At 35.7% G+C, this 25,433-nt stretch carries 25 protein-coding genes and 1 pseudogene; 15 read left to right on the plus strand and 11 right to left on the minus strand.

Annotation, left to right across the window (positions count from 1 at the left end; translation table 11 throughout):
- Nucleotides 1-822, plus strand: an 822-nt coding sequence (locus A9G08_RS05245; protein WP_065562688.1) for an elongation factor Tu, incomplete at its 5' end; no start/stop codon positions are given.
- Between the two features lie 128 nt (nt 823-950).
- On the opposite strand, the gene A9G08_RS11660 is transcribed toward A9G08_RS05245, so the two are convergent.
- Nucleotides 951-1,124, minus strand: coding sequence for a hypothetical protein (locus tag A9G08_RS11660; RefSeq protein WP_176701521.1), 174 nt, complete (start codon nt 1,122-1,124; stop codon nt 951-953).
- Nucleotides 1,125-1,336: 212 nt separating this feature from the next.
- Here A9G08_RS11660 and A9G08_RS05250 point away from each other — a divergent pair, with 212 nt between their 5' ends.
- Entirely contained in the window at nt 1,337-3,406 is a 2,070-nt protein-coding gene (locus A9G08_RS05250) for a TonB-dependent receptor domain-containing protein (RefSeq protein WP_065562689.1), read from the plus strand.
- Between the two features lie 53 nt (nt 3,407-3,459).
- Here the strand turns inward: A9G08_RS05250 and A9G08_RS05255 are convergent, their stop codons facing one another.
- Nucleotides 3,460-4,179: a Crp/Fnr family transcriptional regulator gene (locus A9G08_RS05255; RefSeq protein ID WP_065562690.1), complete on the minus strand. Its 720-nt coding sequence runs from the start codon at nt 4,177-4,179 to the stop codon at nt 3,460-3,462.
- A 160-nt stretch (nt 4,180-4,339) separates the two neighbouring features.
- Between A9G08_RS05255 and A9G08_RS05260 the strand changes: the two genes are divergently transcribed.
- The 10 genes from A9G08_RS05260 to ispC all read left to right on the plus strand — a co-directional run bounded on the left by A9G08_RS05260 (nt 4,340) and on the right by ispC (nt 13,218).
- Nucleotides 4,340-4,687 carry a cupin domain-containing protein gene (locus tag A9G08_RS05260; RefSeq protein WP_065562691.1) on the plus strand — a complete coding sequence of 116 codons (348 nt, stop codon included), beginning with the start codon at nt 4,340-4,342 and terminating at the stop codon, nt 4,685-4,687.
- Nucleotides 4,688-4,696: 9 nt separating this feature from the next.
- A complete protein-coding gene (locus A9G08_RS05265) occupies nt 4,697-5,461 on the plus strand; it encodes a class I SAM-dependent methyltransferase (protein ID WP_065562692.1) in 765 nt (254 codons plus the stop codon).
- 227 nt (nt 5,462-5,688) lie between these two features.
- Nucleotides 5,689-6,024, plus strand: a complete 336-nt coding sequence (locus tag A9G08_RS05270) for a zinc ribbon domain-containing protein YjdM (RefSeq protein WP_065562693.1) — start codon at nt 5,689-5,691, stop codon at nt 6,022-6,024.
- 836 nt (nt 6,025-6,860) lie between these two features.
- Nucleotides 6,861-7,598 (plus strand): 30S ribosomal protein S2, encoded by a 738-nt coding sequence (gene rpsB, locus A9G08_RS05275; protein ID WP_034882419.1) that lies wholly within the window; start codon nt 6,861-6,863, stop codon nt 7,596-7,598.
- A gap of 84 nt (nt 7,599-7,682) precedes the next feature.
- Complete coding sequence (gene tsf, locus A9G08_RS05280; protein ID WP_065562694.1) at nt 7,683-8,543, plus strand: translation elongation factor Ts; 861 nt, start codon at nt 7,683-7,685, stop codon at nt 8,541-8,543.
- Between the two features lie 114 nt (nt 8,544-8,657).
- Nucleotides 8,658-9,392, plus strand: a complete 735-nt coding sequence (gene pyrH / locus A9G08_RS05285) for a UMP kinase (RefSeq protein WP_065562695.1) — start codon at nt 8,658-8,660, stop codon at nt 9,390-9,392.
- Nucleotides 9,393-9,419: 27 nt separating this feature from the next.
- The gene (gene frr, locus A9G08_RS05290; RefSeq protein WP_065562696.1) at nt 9,420-9,977 is read left to right on the plus strand and encodes a ribosome recycling factor; all 558 of its coding nucleotides are present in this window, start codon (nt 9,420-9,422) and stop codon (nt 9,975-9,977) included.
- Between the two features lie 572 nt (nt 9,978-10,549).
- On the plus strand, nt 10,550-11,215 hold the full coding sequence (gene deoC, locus A9G08_RS05295; RefSeq protein ID WP_065562697.1) for a deoxyribose-phosphate aldolase: 666 nt from the start codon (nt 10,550-10,552) through the stop codon (nt 11,213-11,215).
- 54 nt (nt 11,216-11,269) lie between these two features.
- Nucleotides 11,270-12,031: a DNA-binding transcriptional repressor DeoR gene (gene deoR / locus A9G08_RS05300; protein ID WP_065562698.1), complete on the plus strand. Its 762-nt coding sequence runs from the start codon at nt 11,270-11,272 to the stop codon at nt 12,029-12,031.
- Nucleotides 12,032-12,033: 2 nt separating this feature from the next.
- A complete protein-coding gene (gene ispC / locus A9G08_RS05305; RefSeq protein ID WP_065562699.1) occupies nt 12,034-13,218 on the plus strand; it encodes a 1-deoxy-D-xylulose-5-phosphate reductoisomerase in 1,185 nt (394 codons plus the stop codon).
- A gap of 6 nt (nt 13,219-13,224) precedes the next feature.
- Here the strand turns inward: ispC and A9G08_RS05310 are convergent, their stop codons facing one another.
- Nucleotides 13,225-13,776, minus strand: a complete 552-nt coding sequence (locus tag A9G08_RS05310) for a sugar O-acetyltransferase (protein WP_065562700.1) — start codon at nt 13,774-13,776, stop codon at nt 13,225-13,227.
- Between the two features lie 4 nt (nt 13,777-13,780).
- Nucleotides 13,781-14,740 (minus strand): aminoimidazole riboside kinase, encoded by a 960-nt coding sequence (locus A9G08_RS05315; RefSeq protein WP_065562701.1) that lies wholly within the window; start codon nt 14,738-14,740, stop codon nt 13,781-13,783.
- 273 nt (nt 14,741-15,013) lie between these two features.
- Between A9G08_RS05315 and A9G08_RS05320 the strand changes: the two genes are divergently transcribed.
- Nucleotides 15,014-16,483: a glycoside hydrolase family 32 protein gene (locus tag A9G08_RS05320; RefSeq protein WP_065562702.1), complete on the plus strand. Its 1,470-nt coding sequence runs from the start codon at nt 15,014-15,016 to the stop codon at nt 16,481-16,483.
- Between the two features lie 36 nt (nt 16,484-16,519).
- Here A9G08_RS05320 and A9G08_RS05325 read toward each other — a convergent pair whose 3' ends face one another.
- On the minus strand, nt 16,520-17,524 hold the full coding sequence (locus tag A9G08_RS05325) for a LacI family DNA-binding transcriptional regulator (RefSeq protein ID WP_065562703.1): 1,005 nt from the start codon (nt 17,522-17,524) through the stop codon (nt 16,520-16,522).
- 195 nt (nt 17,525-17,719) lie between these two features.
- On the opposite strand from A9G08_RS05325, the gene A9G08_RS05330 reads away from it, so the two are divergent.
- Both A9G08_RS05330 and cysE read left to right on the plus strand, forming a co-directional pair.
- Nucleotides 17,720-18,961, plus strand: coding sequence for an oligosaccharide MFS transporter (locus tag A9G08_RS05330; protein WP_218058414.1), 1,242 nt, complete (start codon nt 17,720-17,722; stop codon nt 18,959-18,961).
- Between the two features lie 174 nt (nt 18,962-19,135).
- The gene (gene cysE / locus A9G08_RS05335) at nt 19,136-19,897 is read left to right on the plus strand and encodes a serine O-acetyltransferase (protein ID WP_065562771.1); all 762 of its coding nucleotides are present in this window, start codon (nt 19,136-19,138) and stop codon (nt 19,895-19,897) included.
- Between the two features lie 57 nt (nt 19,898-19,954).
- Here cysE and A9G08_RS05340 read toward each other — a convergent pair whose 3' ends face one another.
- The 6 genes and pseudogenes from A9G08_RS05340 to A9G08_RS11845 all read right to left on the minus strand — a co-directional run.
- The gene (locus A9G08_RS05340; RefSeq protein WP_065562705.1) at nt 19,955-20,791 is read right to left on the minus strand and encodes a mechanosensitive ion channel domain-containing protein; all 837 of its coding nucleotides are present in this window, start codon (nt 20,789-20,791) and stop codon (nt 19,955-19,957) included.
- A 60-nt stretch (nt 20,792-20,851) separates the two neighbouring features.
- Nucleotides 20,852-21,439 carry a nucleoid occlusion factor SlmA gene (gene slmA, locus A9G08_RS05345; RefSeq protein ID WP_255305725.1) on the minus strand — a complete coding sequence of 196 codons (588 nt, stop codon included), beginning with the start codon at nt 21,437-21,439 and terminating at the stop codon, nt 20,852-20,854.
- A gap of 2 nt (nt 21,440-21,441) precedes the next feature.
- Nucleotides 21,442-21,900: a dUTP diphosphatase gene (gene dut / locus A9G08_RS05350; protein WP_065562707.1), complete on the minus strand. Its 459-nt coding sequence runs from the start codon at nt 21,898-21,900 to the stop codon at nt 21,442-21,444.
- Nucleotides 21,884-23,110: a bifunctional phosphopantothenoylcysteine decarboxylase/phosphopantothenate--cysteine ligase CoaBC gene (coaBC, locus tag A9G08_RS05355; RefSeq protein ID WP_081299497.1), complete on the minus strand. Its 1,227-nt coding sequence runs from the start codon at nt 23,108-23,110 to the stop codon at nt 21,884-21,886. Before coaBC ends, dut begins: the two co-directional genes overlap by 17 nt.
- 52 nt (nt 23,111-23,162) lie before the next feature.
- Nucleotides 23,163-24,824 carry a DNA repair protein RecN gene (recN, locus tag A9G08_RS05360; RefSeq protein WP_065562708.1) on the minus strand — a complete coding sequence of 554 codons (1,662 nt, stop codon included), beginning with the start codon at nt 24,822-24,824 and terminating at the stop codon, nt 23,163-23,165.
- Between the two features lie 116 nt (nt 24,825-24,940).
- Nucleotides 24,941-25,273 (minus strand): annotated as a pseudogene (locus A9G08_RS11845) (AraC family transcriptional regulator); the annotation flags it as partial.
- Nucleotides 25,274-25,433: the final 160 nt, after the last annotated feature.

Below are 25,433 nucleotides of genomic sequence, written 5' to 3' on the forward strand. Positions count from 1 at the left end.
TTAGGTCGTCAAGTAGGTGTTCCTTACATCATCGTATTCTTAAATAAATGCGATATGGTTGATGATGAAGAATTATTAGAATTAGTTGAAATGGAAGTACGTGAACTTCTATCTCAATACGATTTCCCAGGTGATGACACTCCAGTAATTCGTGGTTCAGCGTTAAAAGCGTTAGAAGGCGATGCAGCATGGGAAGAAAAAATTGTTGAATTAGCTGAAGCTTTAGACAGCTACATTCCGGAACCAGAGCGTGATATCGATAAACCATTCCTACTTCCAATTGAAGACGTGTTCTCAATTTCAGGACGTGGTACAGTGGTAACAGGTCGTGTAGAACGTGGTGTAATCAAAGTTGGTGAAGAAGTTGAAATCGTTGGTATCAAACCAACAACAAAAACAACTTGTACTGGCGTTGAAATGTTCCGTAAATTACTAGACGAAGGTCGTGCTGGTGAGAACGTAGGTGTATTACTACGTGGTACAAAACGTGAAGAAATCGAACGTGGTCAAGTATTAGCAAAACCAGGTTCAATCACACCACATACAGATTTTGAATCAGAAGTATATATCCTAAGCAAAGATGAAGGTGGTCGTCATACTCCATTCTTCAAAGGCTACCGTCCACAGTTCTACTTCCGTACAACTGACGTAACTGGTACTATTGAATTACCAGAAGGCGTAGAAATGGTAATGCCAGGTGATAACATCAAAATGACAGTATCATTAATTCACCCAATCGCAATGGCAGACGGCTTACGTTTTGCTATCCGTGAAGGTGGTCGTACTGTTGGTGCTGGTGTTGTTGCTAAAGTTATCAAATAATTATAGCTAACTATAAAGAGCATCTTAATGCTCTTTATTTCAGCAAAAAAGGCGCATATATTTGCGTCTTTTTTATTTTCTATATCGTTAATACAGCTGTTTAACATGTAATTTAAATTAAAACCTTTTTAATTAGGTGAATGGCTATCATTTGCCAAATTCAAAGTAACACCATTGCAAAATGCAATCTCAGCTTCTCCACTGGCCGCTGCCAATACTTTTACATCCCAAAAATCAGCAATTGCTAGCTTTATGCCACAGTTAAACAAAAAATATTCATCACAATTGATATAGTCAGTCATTGAGTTAAATTTATAAAAATAAAAAGCTCATCATTCCTTTGCTAAACAGCATCAAAGCGTTATTTGTTTTTCTTTCAGTTAATTATTAAGGTTGGCAATAATAGAATTTTAAATTAACTCTCTTTTTACCCGATTTTGATAAATGTCATAGGATAATATCATTATTTCGCAAATAATAATCATTATCATTTATTTTAGGGAAAGAAGATATTATGCGTAAGTTCAAGAAAATCGCTCAACAAACAATACTGACTTCACTTTGTTCAACCGTGGTATTGAATCATTACTCATTGGCAGAAAATAGGCCTGATGTGATATTAGTCACGCCAAATAATGAATTATCTAAACATAGTGCTTTGTCACCCAGTTACCAGCAGGAACAGACCAAATTAAATCAAACTGCTAGCGCAACGAATCTTGTTGTTCCCGATCAAGAAAACAGGCTATCGACACTACAAGATGCATTGGATTATCAACCCGGTATCATTATTCAGAACTTTTTTGGTGGGATAGATCAACCACGATTGAATATTCGCGGTTCTGGCGTTCAAAGTACGCCTCTTTCACGGGGTGTTTTACTATTGCAAGACGGTTTGCCTATTAATGATGCTGACGGCGATTTCCATATCAGTACGCTCGATATGCGAGATACCCGATTGATTTCTGTATATCGTGGTGCCAACAATAGTCATCCACAAAGTAATAGTTTAGGAGGAGAGCTGAATTTTATCTCGTTCACAGGAAAGGACGATAATGGTACTGCTCGCTATGAATATGGAGCATTTGGTCGACAAGCCACTCAAATTGCTATAGGCAATAGTAGCGAGTCATATGGTATTGACGGGCGATTGAGTTTATCTTATGACCATTTCGACGGTTACCGTCATCATTCAACCTCACAGCGTAAAACTGCTCGAGCGAATTTTGGCTTTACTTCCGATAATGTTGAAAACCGCACATGGCTAAGCTGGACAGATGTACGCTTTGATATTCCCGGGCCATTTTCGCAAAGTAAATCAAAACACGCCCCTAGGGCAATTGAACACATTATCACACTCACCGACCCGCATCGCCATACAGAACAAGCCCGTATAGCTAATCGGACTAATTGGACTTTTGGTGATCAATCTGTCGAACTCGGTGTCTGGCACCAGCGAACTCATGATAATTTTATTACACCCACCGATTATACATTAAGTAATAGTCGCACTACCGGTACTGAAGTGGCTTATCAATCCAAATTTAACGACCTTACATTTCATAGTGCCCTTGCTTGGGATAAAACCAATTTGGTTCGCAAATTATTGATGAATCGACGTAATACACCAATGTTTAAACGTCTGCTTGGTAACTATACAGCCGTTGCAGAAAACATCAATGGTGCAATCGGCACTTCTTGGAATATTAATGACGCTTGGCAGTTGAACCTAGATACCAAAGTCACGCACGCCAAACGGAATGTCGATACTCGCCATAGTAATAATAAGCTCAATCAGTCATGGACATTTTGGTCACCCAAAATTGGGCTAATTTGGACGCTGACAAGTGATAACCGCTTCTATGGCAATTTAAGTAACAGTAATGAGCCGGCATCATTTCGTGAAATTATTACCAGCAATGGAAGAAAAGCACAGCTAAATAAGCTCGATCGCCAAAAAGGTATCACTGCTGAAATTGGTGGCAGCGGTAAAATTATTGAGAATCTAAATTGGGATGTAGCTTTATATCGTAGCATTATTAAAGATGAATATATTTCTACTTATGATGCCATTGGCAATACCGTAGGCATATCCAATTATAGCAGTAAAACCCGTCATCAAGGCATTGAAGCGGGTATAAAAGGCTTGTTACCTTCCGTCTTAAACAGGGGGGATATCGAATATCGTTTATCTTGGACTTATAGCGATTTTCGTTTTCAGGGCGGGCAATATAATCATCACTATATTGCAGGCATTCCAAGAAATATTATCAATGCACAGTTACTCTATAAAATAGATAACTGGACGTTTGGCCCTAATTTACACTGGTCACCGACTAACACGCCAGTTGATCACGCTAACAATATGCATATTCAGTACCGTGATCAATATGCTGTTTTTGGATTTAAGATAAATTATCAAAACCCTAAAGGCTGGTCAGGTTACATAATTGCCGATAATCTAACCAACAAACGTTATGCAAGTGCATCAGTTGCTAATCACGTAGTCGCATCAAAAAATGACATGACGTTATTTAGTGCAATGGGCTTTAATCTTAATGGTGGGATTGTTTATCACTTTTAATCGCTACATATTATCATCTGACAGCAAAACTAGGTTGTCAGATGAGAAAACAATTAAAATGAACGCTCGGAAGGTAGCGTTAACCCCTTCAAATAGGCTGGCTTTAATACTTTAATAGAGTGATTCTCAACTTTGATGACCTGATCTTTTCGCCAACTAGAGATAAGACGGCTTAATGTCTCATAACGCATACCTAACTTAGTAGCCAACTGGCTGCGTGATATTGGTAATATAAATTGATAGGTATTGGTTTGGTTAGTACATAACGATAAAAAATAAGCCGCTAATCTTTGCTCTGCTGAGCTTGAAGTTAACCAATCAATATTATTAATCTGTTCATATAATTTAGCACTAAAATTAACCAATAAGCGCTGCATAATAATTGGGTGATTATGACAAACTTTGAGTAAACTGCTCTTTTCAATCAAGAGTAAAGAACAGTCTGTTTTAGCTCGAATCGTCATTGGAAAACGGTTATGTGGCATAAAAATTGCGGCAATGGCGACTAATTGGTAACTTGAGAATATACCAAAAACTTTTTCCTCACCGAGATAAGTATTTCGATATACTTCAACCTGCCCCCTAATCATCAGCGCACATCCCGATAAAGGCATTCCTTCATGCCCAAACATATCACCGATATCGAGTTCCATATACTGTGCAGTTTCAATGATTGGCAACAAAGCGTCTTGGGTTAATCCATTAAATAATTTAACTTGGCTTAACCAATCAAAAATTTGTTGTTCGGTGGGTCTATTTTTGACAAATGTCATAGGTTTTACCTAATGATACTTTTAAAATAAATTTAATATAGTTGATAATAATTCTTATTTCAATACTTAACTTTTTTAATAACCACCTGAAATATAATGGTTTATTTAAAAAATTACCTAAATTTATAGTACAAGGTTCGACTTTCGATAGGAGTATACAATGTCAAACAACACGATTACCCCCGCTCAAGCACTTGAACTGAGTTCATTAATTACCCCAACTGAACAAGGCATCGCAAGCCGTGTTTTAGCTAAAACAACAGGCGGTAATTTAACGTTATTTGCTTTCGATAAAGGACAAGGCTTATCTGAGCATAGCGCTCCTTTTGACGCAATTGTTATGGTGATCGAAGGCGAATTGACATTAACGATTGATGGACAACCCGTTACAGCAAAACCTGGCACTATTGTCAGAATGCCAGCCAATATTCCTCATGCTGTTGAAGCGCCACAAGCGGCTAAAATGTTATTAGTCATGCTAAGAGAAATAACTTTAAACCACAATTAAGGAACAAATATGAACAGCAATAAAGAAGCCGGGCATAAATTCCTTGCTAAATTAGGGAAAACCCGATTACGCCCGGGAGGTAAAAAAGCCACCGAGTGGTTATTTAAGCAAGCACTCTTTACGCCACAAATGCAGGTACTTGAGATTGCTTGCAATATGGGCACAACCTCTATGGAGATTGCTAAGCGTTTTGGCTGCAATATTACTGGCATTGATATGGATAAGTTGGCTTTAGCAAAAGCAGAGGAAAATATTAGAAAAAACAAATTAGACCACTTAATCCACATCCAGCAAGCTGATGCATCAAAACTGCCGTTTGCGGATAACAGCTTTGATATAGTGATTAATGAGGCGATGCTTACCATGTATGCCGATAAAGCCAAAAATCATCTATTAAAAGAGTATTATCGTGTATTAAAGCCAGGTGGGAAATTACTTACCCATGATATTATGCTAGTTAACCCAAAACAGTCTGAGCAAATTATCAAGCATATTCGTCATGCAATCAATGTTAATGCTCAACCAACCAGCATTGAATCATGGTATCAATTATTTAACGATGCCGGATTTGTTGATATTAAATCCGAGCATAATGCAATGACATTGATGTCGCCAACAGGGATGTTATACGACGAAGGTCTGTTTGGCACACTAAAAATCATTCGCAACGCCTTGCGCAAACAAAATCGCGCACAATTTTTGAAAATGTTTAAAACGTTTAAACATCATCATGACCAACTTAATTATATTGCAGTTTGTAGCACTAAAGCTTAATCAACAAGTTAATTGAAATACATGTTTATTTCCAACAATAGTCCTTTAAAATTTTAGGTGTTATGGTTAATGCCATAACCCTATTTTTTTATCTGCCAAAACCTAAAACGATAAAATCCCTAATTACTCAGCAATAGGCAAGCAAGTTGACTGGGAATATCATGACTTCATAGCATTTTTTTGCTATAGTGAACACCATTTTATTTAACTAGGATTAATCATAACCCATGGAAACTATTCCTAATTGCCCAGTTTGCCAATCTGAACACACCTATCACGATGGCACCTTTTACGTTTGCCCTGAGTGTGCTCATGAGTGGGATCCGAATCAAACAGCCTCATCAGAAGACGAACGACAAGTAAAAGACAGTAATGGTAATTTACTTGCTGACGGTGATGATATTATTTTAATTAAGGATCTTAAATTAAAAGGTTCATCCACTGTACTTAAAAAAGGTGCCAAAGCTAAAGGCATTCGTCTTGTAGACGGCGATCACGAAATTGATTGTAAGGTTGATGGAATGAAAGTAATGCTGAAAGCTTGTTTTGTTAAAAAAGCGTAATTGCATTAACCAATATTTAACTTATTTTATATAGATTAATGAAAAAATATCTTTAGTTAAACCTTTGTTAAAACCATTTAATAACAAAAAATTATTTAATGGTTTTACCATATAAATCAACTCACACAAAAATAAAAAATCCACGTTCGTCTAATACTTTTCGAGTATCCTTTAATAGACAAAATCCCTTATATATAATTTACTCAACAATGCTTGTTTTATCTTGATAGACAATTATAGCTTATTTATTACTTATAGCTTTTAACGAAATAGATGATTAAAATTTTTCAATCATATTGGGGAATAGAAAAGCTTTACGAAGGGAAACTGTATAAAAATTTACCACATGTAAAGCATTAAAATTCTGCGCAGCAACATTTGAATCGTCCATACTTGATACATATTTTATATTAGGTGATAAATCATTTTTTTGAAGTTTATTTATTATTTCCTCTACAGGTGCTAACGATATATCTAATTCATCAATAAGAACAACAAATGCCTTATTGATAATCTTTAAAACCTCTCAGCACGGTTATCGATTTTATGAATCTTTTATTCTGCACTAGCATGATTTTTTTCTCAAAAATCTACATTATTCTTTTTCTATAAGAAAAAACTAGCAAATCTCACTAAAATATGGTATAAAACGCGCGCTACTTTTCACATTCATTTTTCAAAAATATTTGTGAAATAAAGCACAAATTTTAAAACTTAATTAACGTTATAACACACACATATCATTACTCTTTTCCGGGGTGCCTTTTACTTTGTGTATTAAGGTCGGATAAAGCGGATATGTGGAGGCATAACCCCAACGTCAAAATGAGGAAATCATGACTACAGTATCAATGCGCGATATGTTACAAGCAGGTGTACACTTTGGACACCAAACTCGTTATTGGAACCCAAAAATGAAACCATTTATTTTTGGTGCACGCAACAAAGTACACATCATCAATCTTGAAAAAACAGTACCTATGTTCAATGAAGCATTAGCTGAATTAAACAAGATTGCTGCGCGTAAAGGTAAAATTTTATTTGTTGGCACAAAACGTGCTGCAAGTGAAGCAATTAAACAAGCAGCTGAAAGCTGTGGACAATACTACGTTAATCACCGCTGGTTAGGTGGTATGTTGACTAACTGGAAAACAGTACGTCAATCAATCAAACGTCTTAAAGATTTAGAAACACAAGCTAATGATGGTACATTTGATAAATTAACCAAAAAAGAAGCGCTTATGCGTGCTCGTGAAATGGCTAAATTAGAAAATAGCTTGGGTGGAATTAAAAATATGGGTGGCTTACCCGATGTGATTTTTGTAATTGGTGCAGACCATGAACATATCGCAATCAAAGAAGCTAACAATTTAGGTATTCCAGTCATTGCTGTTGTTGATACTAATTCAGATCCCGATGGTATTGATTACATCGTTCCTGGTAATGATGATGCGATCCGTGCAATTCAATTATATGCAAATGCGGTTGCTGAAGCAGTTCGTTCTGGTCGTGAACAAAATCAATCTCCAGTATCTGAAGAAAGCTTTGTTGAAGAAGCTCCAGCAGCAGAGTAATAAACTCAAATATTTTCAGGGTCGATAATATCATCGACCCATTCTAATGAAAATCATCAAAATGGTTAAATAGAGGATTTAAAAATGGCTGAAGTTACCGCTTCTATGGTAAAAGAACTGCGTGAAAGAACTGGCGCAGGTATGATGGAATGTAAGAAAGCATTAGTTGAAGCAAATGGTGATATCGATCTTGCTATCGATAACATGCGTAAATCAGGTCAAGCAAAAGCAGCTAAAAAAGCTGGTCGTGTTGCAGCTGAAGGTGTGATTATTTCTAAAATCTCTTCTGATAAAAAATCAGGTGTTATTCTAGAAATCAACTGTGAAACTGACTTTGTTGCTAAAGATGCAGGTTTTATCGCATTTAGTGAAAAAGTAGCAACTGCGGCATTAAATGATCACATTACTGATCTTGCTGCTTTACAAGCAAAATTTGAAGAAGAGCGTACCGCTTTAGTTGCTAAAATTGGTGAAAATATCGGTATTCGTCGTGTTCAAGAGATCACTGGTGATGTTGTTGGTAGTTACCAACATGGTGCACGTATCGGTGTATTAGTTGCAGCAAACAGTGGCTGTGATGAAGAATTAGTGAAACATATTGCAATGCACATCGCTGCAAGCAAACCAGAATATGTTGACCCAAGTGATGTACCTGCTGATGTGGTTGAACATGAACGTAATATTCAAATCGATATTGCAATGCAATCAGGTAAACCTCGTGAAATCGCAGAAAAAATGGTTGAAGGCCGTATGCGTAAATTCACTGGTGAAGTATCACTTACTGGTCAACCATTTGTAATGGATCCAAGTAAAACAGTTGGTGATTTACTTGCTGAGAAAAAAGCAACAATTGCAACATTTATCCGCTTCGAAGTGGGTGAAGGTATCGAAAAAGTCGAAGTTGACTTTGCAGCCGAGGTTGCTGCGATATCAAAACAATCTTAATTGTTTTTATCGAAACCGCCGTAATGGCGGTTTTGTTTATCTGCAAAATATTTTAAAATGATTGCCAGCTAGTTATTCTAGATTTTTAAGTAATAAAATATAGTGAGATTTCATATGGTAACCCCTTTCTATAAACGTATCCTTCTTAAACTCAGTGGTGAAGCATTACAAGGTGATGAAGGTTTTGGTATTGATCCAACCGTTCTTGATCGTATGGCACAAGAAATTAAAGAACTTATCGACATGGAAGTTCAGGTTGCTGTTGTTATCGGAGGTGGTAACCTATTTCGTGGTGCAGGACTTGCTAAAGCGGGTATGAACCGTGTTGTTGGTGACCATATGGGGATGCTAGCAACAGTTATGAATGGCCTTGCCATGCGTGATGCTTTGCACCGAATTGAAGTTAATGCACGTTTGATGTCGGCAATCCCATTAAACGGAGTTTGCGACGATTATCGCTGGACTGAAGCAATTAGCTTGCTTAAACATGGCAAAGTCGTTATTCTTTCTGCAGGAACAGGCAACCCATTTTTCACAACTGACTCTGCGGCTTGTTTACGTGGTATTGAAATTGAAGCAGATGTCGTTTTAAAAGCAACCAAAGTTGATGGTGTTTATTCTGCCGATCCAGTAAAAAATCCCAATGCTACACTATATAAAACACTTAACTATGAGAAAGTGTTGGACGATGAATTAAAAGTCATGGATTTAGCCGCATTTACATTAGCACGAGATCATAATCTACCAATTTGTGTTTTTAATATGAATAAACCTGGTGCATTACGTCGTGTCATTTTAGGCGAGCAAGAGGGAACATTAATCAATAATCAGACTACAGTGAGCTGTTAGTCTTAATTATTTAAAAAGGTTTTTATTATGCTAAATGAGATTCAAAAAGAAGCGCAAACGCGCATGGAAAAAAGTATTGAAGCGTTTCAAAATCATATTTCTAAAGTCAGAACTGGACGTGCTTCACCAAGCTTATTAGACGGTATTATGGTTGAATACTACGGTAGTCCTACACCACTACGTCAGCTAGCTAACGTTGTCGCTGAAGATGCAAGAACTCTAGCTATTACAGTATTTGATAAATCATTAACACCAATGATTGAAAAGGCGGTTTTAACCTCTGATTTAGGACTTAATCCTGCTTCAGCAGGGACAGTTATTCGAGTACCTCTGCCACCGTTAACTGAAGAACGTCGTCGTGATTTAACTAAAATAGTCCGTAATGAAGCAGAACAAGGTCGTGTGTCAATTCGTAATATTCGTCGTGATGCTAACGATCAAATTAAAGCTTTGTTAAAAGATAAAGAAATCTCAGAAGATGATGAACGTAAATCACAAGATTTAATTCAAAAAGCAACAGATGCAGCTATCAAAAAATTAGATGCAGTTCTTGCAGATAAAGAAAAAGAGTTGATGGAATTTTAATCTCTTGCTTAAAAAGCCTAGTTGATAAAACTAGGTTTTTTGATTTTTTACCTATCAATCATTGCATTACCGCTAAAAAATACAAAATATTCGTTTTATCCGTTGTATTGATTAGTGTATAGATCAAAAATAAAAAATCACTCAATAAACAGTTACCCTTCTATTAAAGCGATATAACGTCTAACTGAGTTTATCTAAAATTGCTCAATACAAATAATGCGCTTGTGCACAATTAAAGGGTAAACATTCTGTTTGTATTAGCCCATTATTTGCCACTAAAAATAATCAAGTTTGTCAAATCATGGTTTCCAATCTGATTTAGTGAATCACGCATCATATCTTCAATTAATCGGTAATGTTAAATTGTGCATTGCTTAACTTTTTCATACGAATCACTTCAATTTGATTCAATTGTCTAAGTTTAGTAAATAGTTTAGTTTTTAATTATCAAAATTTAAGTATATAATGTTATGGAAATAACATTATAGGGCTATATATGTTATTTTTCTAACATCATTTACTAAAGACTATTATTTACTAGACATTACTAACAAAAATTAAAGGACATCATTATGGATTATGCAAAGTATATTGATCATACTTTACTGGCGATGAATGCCACAGAAGATCAAATACGTAAACTTTGTGAAGAAGCAAAGCAGTATCATTTCTATTCTGTATGTGTTAATTCAGGCTATGTGCCTTTAGTCGCTAGCTTGCTTAAAGGTAGCGATGTAAAGGTTTGTTCAGTCGTTGGCTTTCCTTTAGGTGCTATGCTGACTTCTGCTAAAGCATTTGAGACTGAAATGGCAGTCAAAGCTGGTGCAGAAGAGATCGATATGGTTATCAATGTCGGCTGGCTAAAAAGCAATGATTTAACGGCGGTTAAAGAAGATATTCAAGCAGTATTTAATGCTTGTGGTTCAGTGCCGTTAAAAGTTATTTTAGAAACTTGCTTATTAACTAAAGAAGAAATCGTTACAGTTTGTACAATTTGTAAAGAAATTGGCGTTGCTTTTGTTAAAACTTCAACTGGTTTTAGCTTATCAGGGGCAACAGTTGAAGATGTTAAATTGATGCGCGAAACAGTCGGTGATAAAATGGGTGTTAAAGCATCAGGTGGCATTAGAGATCGTCAAACTGCTGAAAAAATGGTTCAAGCTGGTGCAACACGGTTAGGCGCTAGTGCTGGTATTGCAATTGTATCAGGCGATAAAGCATCATCTAGCGGCTATTAATTCATCCTTTTATAAGCTACTGTATAGTAGCTTATTGCTATTTATGGAATGGCAATGGAAACGCAACCGCAAAAAAGAGTTAATGCACTTATTGAGCAATTAAAAACTACCGATAAAATTCATTTAAAGCAAGCAGCGCAAATGCTTGCTGTTTCTGAAATGACAATTCGTCGAGATCTTAGCAATCAATCATCATGTTTAGCTGTTTTAGGCGGTTATATTGTTAACCAAGCACGCCATACCATATCGCAATATTTTGTTTCAGATCAAAAAGATAAACATGTAGATGAAAAGCGTTATATTGGCAAACTAGTTAGCCAATTTGTTGACGAGAACGATACTATTTTTTTTGATTGCGGTACAACCATGCAATTTATCATTGATGAAATTAGTGATGATATTGCCTTTACTGCAATCTGCTATTCACTCAATGCCTTTCTAGCGTTACAAAACAAACCAAAATGTAAAATCATTTTATGCGGTGGGCAGTATCAGCTTAATAATGCAATTTTTACCGGCATTAGTTCCCATAATCCGCTCGATTTTATCTGTCCAAATAAAGCTTTTATTTCGGCAGCAGGTATTGATCTCACTCAAGGTGCAACTTGTTACCATTTTGATGAACTGAATATGAAGCATCAGGCGATGAAAAAATCTAATCAAAATATTTTAATTGCCGATCATACTAAGTTTAATCAAGTTAAACCGGCTTTTATTTGTAACCTTGATCAGTTTAATTTGGTGATGACCGATAGAGCGCCGGATTTAGACTACGTCGCTTACTTTGAAGAAAATAACATTGGTTTAATTTATTAATTATGAAAAATATCGCAATTTTAGGTTCAACAGGATCAATCGGCTGTAGCACATTAGCCGTCATTCGGCAAAATCTAACTTTATACAAAGCTTATGTGCTAGTAGGTGGCACTAATGTTGCAAAAATGACAGAGCAGTGTCAGGAGTTTAAACCAAACTATGTTGCTATGGCGAGCAAACAAGCAGCGCAGCAGCTTAAAGCAAATTTAGCTAACCTAAAATTGAATATAGAAGTACTGAGTGGTGAGCAAGCTATGTGTGATTTAGCACAGCTTCCCGAAGTTAACCAAGTTATGGCTGCAATTGTTGGTGCTGCGGGATTAAGGCCGACTCTTGCTGCAATTAAAAAAGGTAAACGCATTTTACTAGCTAATAAAGAGTCATTAGTCACTTGTGGGAATTTATTTATGCAAGCGGTGAAACAATATGGCGCCGAGCTACTGCCGGTCGATAGTGAACATAATGCGATCTTTCAAAGTTTACCTACCGCAGTGCAACATGATCTTGGATTTGCTAATCTGACTGATCATGGTATCGCCAAAATTGTGTTAACCGGATCTGGCGGGCCTTTTCGGGAGATACCGTTAAATCAATTAACTTCAGTCACGCCTGCGCAAGCGACTTTACATCCTAACTGGTCAATGGGTAAAAAGATTTCTGTTGATTCGGCAACGATGATGAATAAAGGCTTGGAATATATTGAAGCTCGTTGGTTGTTTAATGCTAGTTCTGAGCAAATGGAGATTATTGTACATCCTCAATCGATTATTCACTCGATGGTTCGTTATCTAGATGGCAGTATTATTGCAGAATTAGGCGTGCCAGATATGTGTACGCCAATTGCTTATTCAATGTCTTATCCATTACGTATTTCATCCGGTGTACCTGCTTTAGATTTTACTCAAATCTCATCATTAACCTTCAATCAACCCGATTTTATTCGCTATCCATGCTTAAAATTAGCCATTGAAGCTTGTGGTGAAGGGCAAGCGGCAACAACAGCGCTTAACGCTGCCAACGAAGTGGCAGTTGAAGCATTTTTACAGCAAAAAATTGGTTTTATGGATATTGCCAAACAAGTTGCAACCACGTTAGATCAACTTAATTTTCCGGAACCTGCCACTATTGATGATGTGTTCACTATTGATGCATGGGCTAGAGCACAATGCAGCAAACAGATAGTTTAAATGGCATTAAAGTGTTTTATACACTCGGCATGGTGTACCCATGGCAACGACATTTGAAGGGATATCTCGATCTACAATACTGCCTGCTGCAATAACCGTATTATCGCCGATAGTCACATTGGGTAGTACAATTACGTTACCACCAATCCAAACGTTATTACCGATCGTAATCGGTTTGGCAAACTCAAGCCCACTGTTGCGTATTTGGCTATCAAGTGGGTGACCTGAGGTATAAAAACCGCAATTGGGTGCGACAAGGACATTATCTCCGAATGTAATTTTGGCCGCATCAAGCATGATGCAGTTAAAATTAGCAAAAAAATTCTCTCCAATTTCAATATTGTAGCCATAATCACATTGAAAACCGGGCATAATTGTAAATTGCTTCGGTGTTTTACCTAATAGCTTTCTAAAAAGTTGTTGCCGTTTATCCACTGCTGAAGGTGATAGTTGGTTTAACTGAAAGCAGAGATCTTGTGCATAAATTCGCTCTTTTTCAAGCTCATTAATACAAGGATTATAAAGTAAACCTGTTAACATTTTCTCCTTTTCAGTCATTTTACTATCCCATCTGTTTTGCTATTAACGCAGGATTATCACTAATAAATGATTGTAAAAAGCTACTGTCTGGTAATGCTGTTAATGCACCTTTTTTGGTGGTAGCTAACGCTCCACATGCACTAGCAATGGTCATCATGCTTTCTAACATTAATTTATCTTCCGGCATTCCTGATGAAGCAATACTACTAAGTAATCCTGCAACAAATGCGTCTCCAGCTCCGGTTGTATCAATACTATTGACATGGAACGAGTCAAAAGTAAAAGTTTTGCCTTGCCACAACACAATACTACCATCTTTACCTTTGGTGACTAATTTAAGTGGTGCATTATAATGTTGTTGCAATTTATCGAGTGCTACATGCCAATCTTGGCTCTCTGTTAACCAAAACAACTCTTCATCAGACAGTTTAAGAATGTCAGCATCATGACAGAATTGAGTGATAATTGTGCGCATTTCATTTTTATCTTGCCACATTTGTTCACGTAAATTGATATCAAAACTAATTAAACCATTTTTATCACTAAGTTTCTCAATAGCTTGTTTGAGCGTTTGTCGACAAGTTGTTCCAACTAATGCTAGAGAACAAAAATGAAGAATATCTCGATTAAAATCAGGAAGTGCTTGTTCAGATAAAAATTGATCTGCCGAAGGTGAAACAAGAAAGGTAAAACTTCGTTCACCATTTTCACCTAAATCAACAACAACGGTGCTTGTTCTATGCTCCTCATCCTTTTCAAGACTTTGGCAATCAACATGATGCTCACAAAAAGTCTTTTCCATGAAGTGACCAAATGGATCATTACCAACTCTACCAATAAAACCAGAGGGCAGTCCTAACTTAGCAATACCAATAGCTACATTTGCAGGAGCACCTCCAGCACAGGCTCGGTAGTTCATTTCACCAAATGGTAATAAATCAATAACAGCATCACCAAGAGACCATACTTTTGTATTATTCATTTTGTCACTCATATTATTAATAGGTTAAATTTTTGTGTCATTACTATCTCAGCATACTCAAATTAATTCATTAAGCATTGATTAGCTGATGTGTTGATAATCAATATTAACTATAAACTAAATCATTTATAAAAAAAATCATTGTTAACGTTAAAAATATGTGACTATCATCACATATTTTAACGTTTATTTCACTATAAGTTAACGTTAACAAAAAAATTAATGTAGTATGTAATCGTATTAACCTAACTCATGATAAAAGAAGGGAATGTTATGAAAAATGCAATTGATAAAGCTAACCAAGCTATAAAAAAATTAGAAAAAGAAATGAATAAGCAATATTATCCTCATTTCCATTTATCACCTCAAGCTGGTTGGATGAATGATCCAAATGGCTTAGTCTATTATAAAGGACAATATCATGCTTTCTATCAACACCATCCTTATAATGAGAATTGGGGACCAATGCACTGGGGACATGCAGTAAGTGATGATCTTATTACATGGCGAAGATTACCAATTGCAATTGCGCCAGATCATGATTATGACAAGAGTGGGTGTTTTTCAGGTTCAGCTGTAGATAATAATGGCGAATTGAGCTTAATTTACACAGGCCATATATGGTTAAATGGTCAAGGTAATGATGAACATATCCGAGAAACTCAATGTCTTGCCACAAGTAAAGATGGTATTAATTTTAAAAAACATGGAACTGTACTTACACCAAAAGAAGGGATTATGCATTTTCGTGATCCTAAAGTGTTTAAACAAAATGGTAAATGGTGGATGGTAGTTGGTCAGCGAGAAACCAATGATGTTGGTCAAGTGTTACTTTATCGTTCAACTGATTTAAAAGATTGGAAGTTTGAACAAGTTCTTATCAGTGATATCGATCCGAATGTTTATATGCTTGAATGTCCAGACTTTTTCCCATTAGGAGATAAATGGATATTAATGTTCTCACCACAAGGTATGCAAGCAAAAGGTTATCAATATCGAAATCGATTCCAATCTGGCTATATCGTTGGAGATTGGCAGCCAGGTAAGCCATTTTCAATAATCAAATCATTCCAAGAGATGGACTTTGGTCACGATTTTTATGCGCCACAATCATTCCTCGCAGCAGATGGTCGTCGTATTATGTTTGGTTGGATGGATATGTGGGAATCAAAAATGCCAAGTAAACATGATAAATGGATGGGAGCATTTACTTTACCACGCGAATTAATCCTAGATCGACAAAATAGAGTTCGTAATCGACCAATTAAAGAACTTGTGGCACTTCGCGAAAAACCACAATCATTAACTAATATTGAATTAAATAGTGAATTAAAAAATACCAAAATTGAATCAATTAGTTGTGAAATTAATGTTGAAATTGATTTAGTCAATAGTAATGCTGAACGTTTTGGATTACAACTTGCTGCGACACCAGATGGTAAGCAAGCAACCTTATTGTACATTGATCGGCAAGCTAACCGCATCATTCTAGACCGAAGTCTTTCTGGAATTGACTTAAAAGGTTATCGAAGTGTGCCATTACCAAAAACCAAAAAACTAACATTACATATTTTTGTTGATGCATCATCAGTCGAAGTTTTCATAAATAAAGATTTATATAGCCTCTCAAGCCGTATTTATCCTAAATTACCAGCAAAAAGGTTAATTAACTTATTTGCCGAAAATGGACAAGCAAAAATTACCAAATTAGATAGCTGGCAATTAAAATCAATTTATGAATAATTTATAAAAAAACCACCAACTAAGGTGGTTTTTTTGTTATAAAGATTCTCGTTCTAAATATGGTGATGGTATGTGAGTGATAGTTTTTTTACTTTCACTATTGATTATATGCAGAGCTGCTTTTTGACCTATTTCATAATGTGGTAATTGTACAGTAGTCAGTGAAGGATAAAAAAGTTCACCAGTACCAACCATATTGTCATAACCAAGAACCGCAACATCGTTGGGAATATGAAATCCTTTACCAAGTAAAAATTGATAAGCAACAAAAGCAATTCTATCGTTACCACAAATTAATACATCAAAATCTGGTTTTTTAACACAATGTTTTGCCAAAATTTCTATCGTCATCATATATTCTAGGGAAAGGTTTGCAGGTGACATTAAAGTATGATAACTCTTGATATCGTTTAAATCGTTGCCAGCATCTAACCATGCTTGCTCAGCAGCTTTACGCCTAATTTTACCCGCTAAAGTATTTTCTGATAAATAGATACATAATGGTTTTTTATATCCCTTATTTATTACATTCTGCATCGCTTGATATTGACCAGAATAATCATCAGGGATGTAACAAGCAAGCAGCTCAGAATCACTAATGCAGTTTGCTAATACCACATTTTTACCAAGCAATTTATCTGGCAGTTGAACTTTTCTTAACCCCATTGTTGTATAAATAATACCATTAGGTCGATAAGATAAAAGAGTATTAATCGCATGATCAGCATCTTTATCATCAAATAAATTAACAATAAACGTATTCCAACCATGTTGTTGAGCTGTTTTTTCTATTGCTTGAAGTAATTCAACTGAGAATGGCGTTGTCGCCGTTTCTAATGCCAGCACACCAATAGCATAAGGGCCAGAATTATCTCCTCGAATCTTTCGTGCAGATAAATCCGGCACATAATTAAGCTCCTCAATAGCTTTCTTCACTTTTTTATATGTTTCTTTATTGAGTTTGTCAGGATTATTGATTGCTCGAGAAACCGTCATCAATGAAACTGATGCCAATCTAGCAACATCCTTGAGTGAAGCCATAGTTGAATCCTTTTGCTCACATTAAAAATAATAATAAATTTTAGCTTTGTATGATGATACCACAAATAAAAATGATAAAAAGTGTGAGGAAAGTAACATTTATGATAATTGGTTGTTTCTATTTTATTCCAATTATGACAATAATGTTAACATTAACATGTTAACGTTAAACTTCAACATAAAAAGAGAATGAAAATGAATATAGATATAATACAAAATAGAAATTATTGGTTCTCGTCAGGCTATCTTGTTACCTTTTATGCAGCATGGTCACTTTGGTGGTCTTTTTATGCCATTTGGCTCAAAAGCCAAATTGGTTTATCTGGTGAACAATTAGGGGTTGTTTATTCTGCTAACTCTGCTGCAGCCATGTTTTTTATGATTTTTTATGGCATTATCCAAGATAAATTGCAGATAGGTAAAGCGGTAATTACCTTCCAAAGTATTATCATGTTACTTATTGGCCCGTTTTTAATTTATATCTATGAGCCTTTACTTCGAAATGATTTTATTTTGGGTGTCTGTATTGGTGCCCCAGTCTTAAGTGCTGGTTTTATTTCTGGATGTGCTTTGATTGACTCTTTTATCGAGCGAATTAGTCGTCTATTTGGTTTTGAATTTGGCCCAGCAAGATTCTGGGGATCATTTGGTTATGCTGCTGCAACTTTTGTTGCTGGTATTTTATTTGGCATTAACCCTCACATTAACTTCTGGATGGCATCTGGCGTTGCAGCTATCTATTTCACCATCAATTTAGTTTTCAAACCTAAACAAGAGTCTTTGGCAAACGGTAAAACACAAGCCGTCATGGAAAAACCATCTATCCCTACCATGAGTGAAATTTTTTCACTATTTGGTATGAAAAAGTTTTGGTTATTTGTCTTTTTTATAATCGGTACTAATAGCTTTTATACCATATATGATCAGCAACTATTCCCAAATTTCTATACCAGCTTTTTTGATAAACCAGAAAGTGGCTATCAAGTTTATGGATATTTAAATTCTTTCCAAGTTTTTTTAGAAGCAGCTTGTATGATTTTAGTACCCTATTTTATTAATAAAATTGGTGCAAAAAAAGCTTTACTAGCAGCAGCGTTGGTAATGGTATGCCGAATCTCATTATCTGCAACGTTAGATAATGTTTATCTAATTTCATTAGTTAAACTTTTCCACGCAATTGAAACACCACTATTTATTCTAGCCGTATTTAAATACGCTGTAGCCAACTTTGATGCGAGACTATCATCCACACTATACTTAGTTGGATTTAACATCTCATCAAATGTAGGTGTTATTGTATTGTCATGGATTGTAGGTAAGTTATTTGATAAAACAGGATATTCAACTACTTTCTATGTACTAGCAGCAATAGTATTTGTCATTTTATTTATTGCAACATTTACTTTAAGTGACAATAAACAAAAAACAGAAAAATAACCATCATTCTTAAATGTTATAAAAATGGGAACAATTTGTTCCCATTTTATAATATCTATAGAGAAAGCTTGCTTCTATTCTTAGTTTGCGAAACAATATAAATTGTTGAGACTGACGTTTAAATCTATATAGGTACTTGGTGTGAATACAAGCAAAAAAGTGGTTAAACCGGACATGTTATGGCAGACAATCCGAGAAGAAGCATCAAAGCTCGTTGAAAGTGAGCCAATGTTAGCAAGCTATTTCCATGCAACTTTACTTAATCATGAAAATTTAGGTAGTGCATTAAGTTATATTTTAGCTAACAAGCTTGCAACCCAAGTTGTACCGGCAATTGAGATTCGAGAAATTGCTAGACAAGCTTATCAAGCAGATAACAACATAATCAATGCCGCGATTACCGATATACTTGCTGTTTACATTCGAGATCCAGCAACCAATTACTATTCCACACCGCTACTTTATTATAAAGGTTTTCTTTCACTACAAGCTTATCGAATTGCACACTGGCTTTGGAAACAAAACCGTAAATCACTAGCAACTTTTTTACAGAGTCAAATTGCTATTGTATTTGGCGTTGATATCCATCCAGCAGCTAAAATTGGCTGTGGTGTTATGTTTGACCATGCAACAGGGATAGTCATTGGTGAAACCGTAGTTATTGAAAATGATGTTTCTATTTTACAATCAGTGACATTAGGTGGAACCGGAAAAGAAAATGGCGATCGTCATCCTAAAATTCGTGAAGGAGTAATGATTGGTGCGCACTCAACGATTTTAGGAAATATAGAAATAGGTAAAGGAGCAAAAATTGGAGCTGGTTCAGTCGTTTTAGAGCCTGTTCCTGAACATACAACAGTAGCTGGTGTTCCTGCTAAAATTGTTGGTTGTCCTGATTGTGATAAACCAGCTTTAAACATGGATCAAGATATCTAATTTTTGAAAAATGATTCCGTTGTTCAATGACAACGGAATACATAATGTAGTTGAAAATTACGACGGAGAACTAAGATTTACATCCATAGTTGGGTAAGGAATATTAATGCCATTTTCAGTTAGCCCATTTTTAATATTCTCAAGTAATACAGCTTTTACTGGTCCATAATTAGCATTTAACGTCCAGACTAAAACATTAAAATTCATGGATGAAGCATCCAGCAAATCCAAACGTATAATCGGTTCTTTACTCGTTAAAATATTATCAGTTTTATTTACAGCTTCTCTTAATACTTTATAAACTTTCTGAATATCAGAATCATATCCCACATTAACAACTATATCTAAACGTCTTTCTGGCAAACGAGTATAGTTAATAATATTTGCACTAACCACTTGTCCATTTGGAATGACGACCATTTCATTCGTTGGCGTGACAATAGTTGTTGAAAAAATTTGAATCGAATCAATAACACCTTGCTGATTATTAATAATGACTGTTTCACCAACTCTAAATGGGCGAAAGATAATTAAAATGACACCAGCTGCAAAATTAGACAACGAACCTTGCAGAGCTAAACCTACGGCTAAGCCGGCGGCACCAATTACCGCAACAATTGATGCGGTTTGCACACCAAGTTGACCTAACACGGCAACTAGCGTCATAACAATAATGGCATAATAAGATAAAGAACTAACAAATTTAACTACAGTCGGATCGACATGGCGATTAGTTAAAATTCTTCTTAATTGACGAGCAACAAATTTAGCAATTGTTCGACCAATTAAAAAAATAAGAATGGCAAAACAAAAATGAGCAATATAACTGATTACTACGCCATCATATTTCTCAATAAACAACCAAATCTGGTTTACTATATTTTCAAAACTCATGAAATTATCCTCTGTAAAAATAACAGAAATAGTTAATTGAATAATTGCGATTAAATTGGTTTAAACTAACTGTTTTGCTAATAAAGCCCAACGGGTTTCAAAGTTTGTTGTTGGTAGATATTTAAAACCAGAACGGGAATAACGAGCCATCATTCCTTCGCAAAAAGCAAGTAACTGACTAGATAAAATACGTTCATCAGTGGTAAAGGCCACACCTTCACGGATTTTTCTTTCTCGTATAACTTGCTTTATCTGCGTTTCGATACGTTCAAATAATTGACTGATTCGTTCTTGCAATTGGTCTTGCTCAAACATTAACGCATGGCCAGTCATAATCCGAGTCAACCCAGGATTCTTTTCAGAAAAACCAAGGATTAAAGCCAAAATAAGTTGAAGCCGCGTAAATGTTTTTGGTTCATCTTGCAAAATCACATTGATGCGAGAAAGCAAAATGTCTTCAATATAAACGATCAAACTTTCAAACATTTTAGTTTTACTTGGAAAATGCCTATACAATGCCGCTTCAGAAACACCAACAGTTGCAGCTAATTTAGCAGTAGTTATTCGTTGTGTTCCCTCATTGGATTCAAGCATTGTTGCTAATGCTTGAAGTATATCTTCTTTACGATTTTTATTTTTGCTACTCACGATTATTTCTTACCTGAATGCCCAAATCCACCTTCGCCACGCGCTGATTCGATAAAATCATCAACAATATTAAATTCTGCTTGCACGACTGGCACAATAATTAATTGAGCAATACGATCACCTGGCTCAATAACAAATGGGTTTTGACTTCGGTTCCAAAGGGGAACAAACAACTGTCCTTGATAATCGGAATCAATTAAACCGACTAAATTACCAAGGACAATACCATTTTTTGAACCAAGGCCTGAACGAGGTAATACTAATGCAGCTAAACTAGTGTCAGCAATATGCATTGATAATCCGGTTGGGGTTAAGATTGTTTCGCCTGCTTTGATTTCGGTTGTTTTATCAAACATTGCTCTTAAATCAATACCTGCGGAACCTTCAGTTGCGTAAGTTGGCAGTGGAAACTCGTTACCTAAACGTTTATCTAATACTTTTATATCAATTTTTCTTTTCATCATGACTCGCTTTATATCGTGTTATAACTGCTTGAAGTAATTCTTTTGCTAATTCTTGCTTATTGCTTAATGGTAACGTTTGTTCACCATTTTGCCAATAAAGGGTTAATGCGTTTTGATCAGAATTAAAGCCTATTTTCTTGTCAGACACATCATTAGCACAAATCAAATCTAAGTTCTTAGTGGTTAATTTTTTAAGGGCATAAGCCTTTATGTTATTGGTTTCAGCGGCAAAGCCTACAACAAACGGACGTCCTTTCTTTAATGAAGCAATGTTGGCAACAATATCAGGATTTTTAACTAATTTAATAACAAGTTCATTACTATCATCGGTTTTTTTAATTTTTTTCGTGGCAATAGTTTCAGCTCTATAATCAGCAACAGCCGCACAAGAAATAAAAATTGATGATTTTTTAGCAAACTTTAATGCCACATCATACATCTCATTAGCACTTTTTACATTAATGCGATTCACATTATTTGGTGTTGCTAAATTAACTGGACCACTGATTAAGTTTACTGTTGCTCCAATTTCAGCCGCTGCCTGAGCAATAGCATAACCCATTTTACCTGAACTGTAATTACTGATATAGCGTACCGGATCAAGCTCTTCAATGGTTGGGCCTGCAGTAATGGTAATCTCGGTTCCAGCAAGTGTTGACGTTGCTGAAAAATACTTCTCAACATGCTTAACAATAGTTGCAGGTTCAATCATTCGCCCTGGACCAAAATCACCACAAGCTTGAAAACCATCATCAGGCCCCCAAATTAAGGTATTTCGCGAAGCTAATGTCGCTAAGTTCTGTTGAGTTGCAGCAGCTTTATACATCTGTTGGTTCATAGCTGGCGCTAGGGCAATTTTAGCTGGTGTTGCAAGACACACTGTTGATAAAAGATCATCAGCAATACCATTTGCCATTTTCGCAATGATATTCGCCGTAGCGGGAGCGATTAATACCAAATCAGCCCATTTAGCTAATTCAATATGACTCATCGATAGTTCAGCAGAAGGGTCAAATAAATCACTTGATACCGTATTACCAGACAATGCTTGCAATGTCATTGGCGTGACAAAATGGTTCGCTGACTCAGTTAATACCACATGTACCTGCGCACCTGCTTTTTTTAGATGGCGGACAAGATCAGGGCATTTGTAAGCAGCAATGCCACCAGTTATCCCTAATAAAATATGTTTACCAGATAGACTCATGATCTCGTTATTCTCCGATCCCAATTAAAGGCGATATATTACCATAATTAAATTAGATAATAAGTAACTCTTTCGCATTGGCAAGCGTTGCATCTGTAATTTTATCCCCACCTAACAACCGAGCTAGTTCATTTAAACGTCCATTTTCATCTAATCTTTGCATATCTGTCGATGTTTGTTTACCATTCGTTTGCTTACTGACAAAATAGTGCTGATTAGCTTGACCTGCTACCTGTGGTAAATGCGTTACCGTAATGACTTGTGTTGACTCACCAAGTTGCCTTAACAGTTGCCCAACCTTAGCTGCTGTTGGTCCACTAATACCGACATCAATTTCATCAAAAATCAACGCTGGGGTATCCATTTTTTGCGCAGTCAAAACCTGTATGGCTAGTGCGATACGAGACAATTCACCACCAGATGCAACTTTGGCTAATGGCTGCACCACTTGCCCAGCATTAGTACTCACTAAAAAAGAAACTTGGTCTGCGCCATCTTCACTTAATCGATTTTCATCAAATATAACATCTATACTGAATTGACCGTTTGGCATAGATAAATCGTGCATAATAGCCATTACTTTTTTAGCCAACGTTTTACTCACTGTTAATCGTTTTTGATGCAATTTTGCAGCCAGTTCTATCGCAATTTGTTGATACTTTTTGATCTCTTCTTTTAACTGTTCACCTTGTTCATCTTGTTGATTAATCTGCTTAAATTCATTAAGTAAATTTTGATGTAACTCAGGTAATGCTTCAGGAGAAACATGATGTTTTCGCGCTAAAGCAATTTGTTTAGACAAGCGTTGTTCAAGTTGCATCACTCTTGCAGGATCGAGCTCTAAGCTCTCACTATAATGGCGTAATTCATAGCTAGCTTCTTTAATTTGAATAGCGGCATCTTCTAACATAGCTAAAACATCATTCAGTGAAGGATCTAATGCGACCAACTCATGAATACTTTGTTTAACACTATTAAGCATGTTGCTGACATTATATTCATCTGCTTCATCTAATAGCATGATAGATTGTTGGCTAAGATTAATTAGCTGTTCGCTATTGGATAATTTTTTATATTCTTCATCGATTTGTTGATATTCACCTTCAATTGGTGAAAATTCATTTAACTCTTTTAATTGATATTGTAATAACTGAACATGAGCATCACGCTCTTGTTTGGAAGAAAGATATTGTTGATAAGCTTGGCTTGCAGATTTCCATTGTTTATAAGCTTGTTGCATATTCGACAATAGTGTCGGCTCATTCATATAATGATTAAGTAAAATTTGTTGATAATCACTTCGTAATAAACGCTGATGTTCATGTTGGCCATGAATTTGTATTAACATTTGTCCTAAATCTTTTAATTGTGAGATAGGAACAGCACGCCCATTAATAAATGCTTTCGAACGCCCATCTTGATTGATAACTCTTCTTAAAATACATTCATTACCTTCATCAAGTTGATTTTCGGTTAACCAGGAGTATGCTGCTGGAGTATCATCAAGAACAAAACTGGCTGAAATATCAACCCGATCAGCCCCATTACGAATAGCTGAAGCATCAGAACGATTTCCTAAACAAAGCCCTAATGCATCGATCGCAATCGATTTACCTGCGCCTGTTTCACCCGTAATTGCGGTCATCCCTGTTGTAAAATCAACTAACAACTGATCGACGATAGCAAAATTATTAATAGTCAATTGCGTTATCATAATAAATTAATACATAAGGTTGGTTACCATATTGGCAGTATAACAGCAAAAACACTGTAAATAAATACAGTTAATTATTTTTATAAGCATTAATTTTTAAAAAGATAATAATTAATTTACGCTAATGGCAAATAAACATCAGTGATCATCTCTTGTGGTTGAATGTTTAAACCGACATTTACATAATGGAAAATTGGAGGAAAGTTCTCTATCCGCTCGCAACTTTGTGGAAGCCATGTTTCAAGTAAGTAAATAATGGCTTGATTATTTTCTCTAGAGCCAATATCCCTTGCCTTGGCACAACGAAGTTGTGGTATTTTTTTATTGATGATTCCGTAATCATTTGAGGGAATTGTGCAATTTATCGATATTGCAAAATCGACATGATGCCCACTGAGAGGCGTCGTGTTGGGATTGGTATAATGAATACCATAACTTTGATACTTTTGACTATCTAAAAAATTGTTTTCTTGTCGCTATTTAATAAATTTTTTAGAGTGTTATTCTCTAATAAAGGGGAATAATAATGTTCAATGACGGCTAATGCAGGAGATTGTACAATTTCTACATTCATAACCTAAATCCATGGAAAACTTATTCGCACTTTTA

Origin of the sequence: Gilliamella sp. wkB195 (assembly GCF_001690445.1) — a bacterium.
GTDB classification, from domain to species: Bacteria; Pseudomonadota; Gammaproteobacteria; order Enterobacterales; family Orbaceae; genus Gilliamella; species Gilliamella apicola_E.

Coding starts and splice junctions, on each gene's coding strand:
- A9G08_RS11660 (WP_176701521.1), bottom strand. CDS start 1,124: ATGACTGACTATATCAATTGTGATGAATATTTTTTGTTTAACTGTGGC.
- A9G08_RS05250 (WP_065562689.1), top strand. CDS start 1,337: ATGCGTAAGTTCAAGAAAATCGCTCAACAAACAATACTGACTTCACTT.
- A9G08_RS05255 (WP_065562690.1), bottom strand. CDS start 4,179: ATGACATTTGTCAAAAATAGACCCACCGAACAACAAATTTTTGATTGG.
- A9G08_RS05260 (WP_065562691.1), top strand. CDS start 4,340: ATGTCAAACAACACGATTACCCCCGCTCAAGCACTTGAACTGAGTTCA.
- A9G08_RS05265 (WP_065562692.1), top strand. CDS start 4,697: ATGAACAGCAATAAAGAAGCCGGGCATAAATTCCTTGCTAAATTAGGG.
- A9G08_RS05270 (WP_065562693.1), top strand. CDS start 5,689: ATGGAAACTATTCCTAATTGCCCAGTTTGCCAATCTGAACACACCTAT.
- rpsB (WP_034882419.1), top strand. CDS start 6,861: ATGACTACAGTATCAATGCGCGATATGTTACAAGCAGGTGTACACTTT.
- tsf (WP_065562694.1), top strand. CDS start 7,683: ATGGCTGAAGTTACCGCTTCTATGGTAAAAGAACTGCGTGAAAGAACT.
- pyrH (WP_065562695.1), top strand. CDS start 8,658: ATGGTAACCCCTTTCTATAAACGTATCCTTCTTAAACTCAGTGGTGAA.
- frr (WP_065562696.1), top strand. CDS start 9,420: ATGCTAAATGAGATTCAAAAAGAAGCGCAAACGCGCATGGAAAAAAGT.
- deoC (WP_065562697.1), top strand. CDS start 10,550: ATGGATTATGCAAAGTATATTGATCATACTTTACTGGCGATGAATGCC.
- deoR (WP_065562698.1), top strand. CDS start 11,270: ATGGAAACGCAACCGCAAAAAAGAGTTAATGCACTTATTGAGCAATTA.
- ispC (WP_065562699.1), top strand. CDS start 12,034: ATGAAAAATATCGCAATTTTAGGTTCAACAGGATCAATCGGCTGTAGC.
- A9G08_RS05310 (WP_065562700.1), bottom strand. CDS start 13,776: ATGACTGAAAAGGAGAAAATGTTAACAGGTTTACTTTATAATCCTTGT.
- A9G08_RS05315 (WP_065562701.1), bottom strand. CDS start 14,740: ATGAATAATACAAAAGTATGGTCTCTTGGTGATGCTGTTATTGATTTA.
- A9G08_RS05320 (WP_065562702.1), top strand. CDS start 15,014: ATGAAAAATGCAATTGATAAAGCTAACCAAGCTATAAAAAAATTAGAA.
- A9G08_RS05325 (WP_065562703.1), bottom strand. CDS start 17,524: ATGGCTTCACTCAAGGATGTTGCTAGATTGGCATCAGTTTCATTGATG.
- A9G08_RS05330 (WP_218058414.1), top strand. CDS start 17,720: ATGAATATAGATATAATACAAAATAGAAATTATTGGTTCTCGTCAGGC.
- cysE (WP_065562771.1), top strand. CDS start 19,136: ATGTTATGGCAGACAATCCGAGAAGAAGCATCAAAGCTCGTTGAAAGT.
- A9G08_RS05340 (WP_065562705.1), bottom strand. CDS start 20,791: ATGAGTTTTGAAAATATAGTAAACCAGATTTGGTTGTTTATTGAGAAA.
- dut (WP_065562707.1), bottom strand. CDS start 21,900: ATGAAAAGAAAAATTGATATAAAAGTATTAGATAAACGTTTAGGTAAC.
- coaBC (WP_081299497.1), bottom strand. CDS start 23,110: ATGAGTCTATCTGGTAAACATATTTTATTAGGGATAACTGGTGGCATT.
- recN (WP_065562708.1), bottom strand. CDS start 24,824: ATGATAACGCAATTGACTATTAATAATTTTGCTATCGTCGATCAGTTG.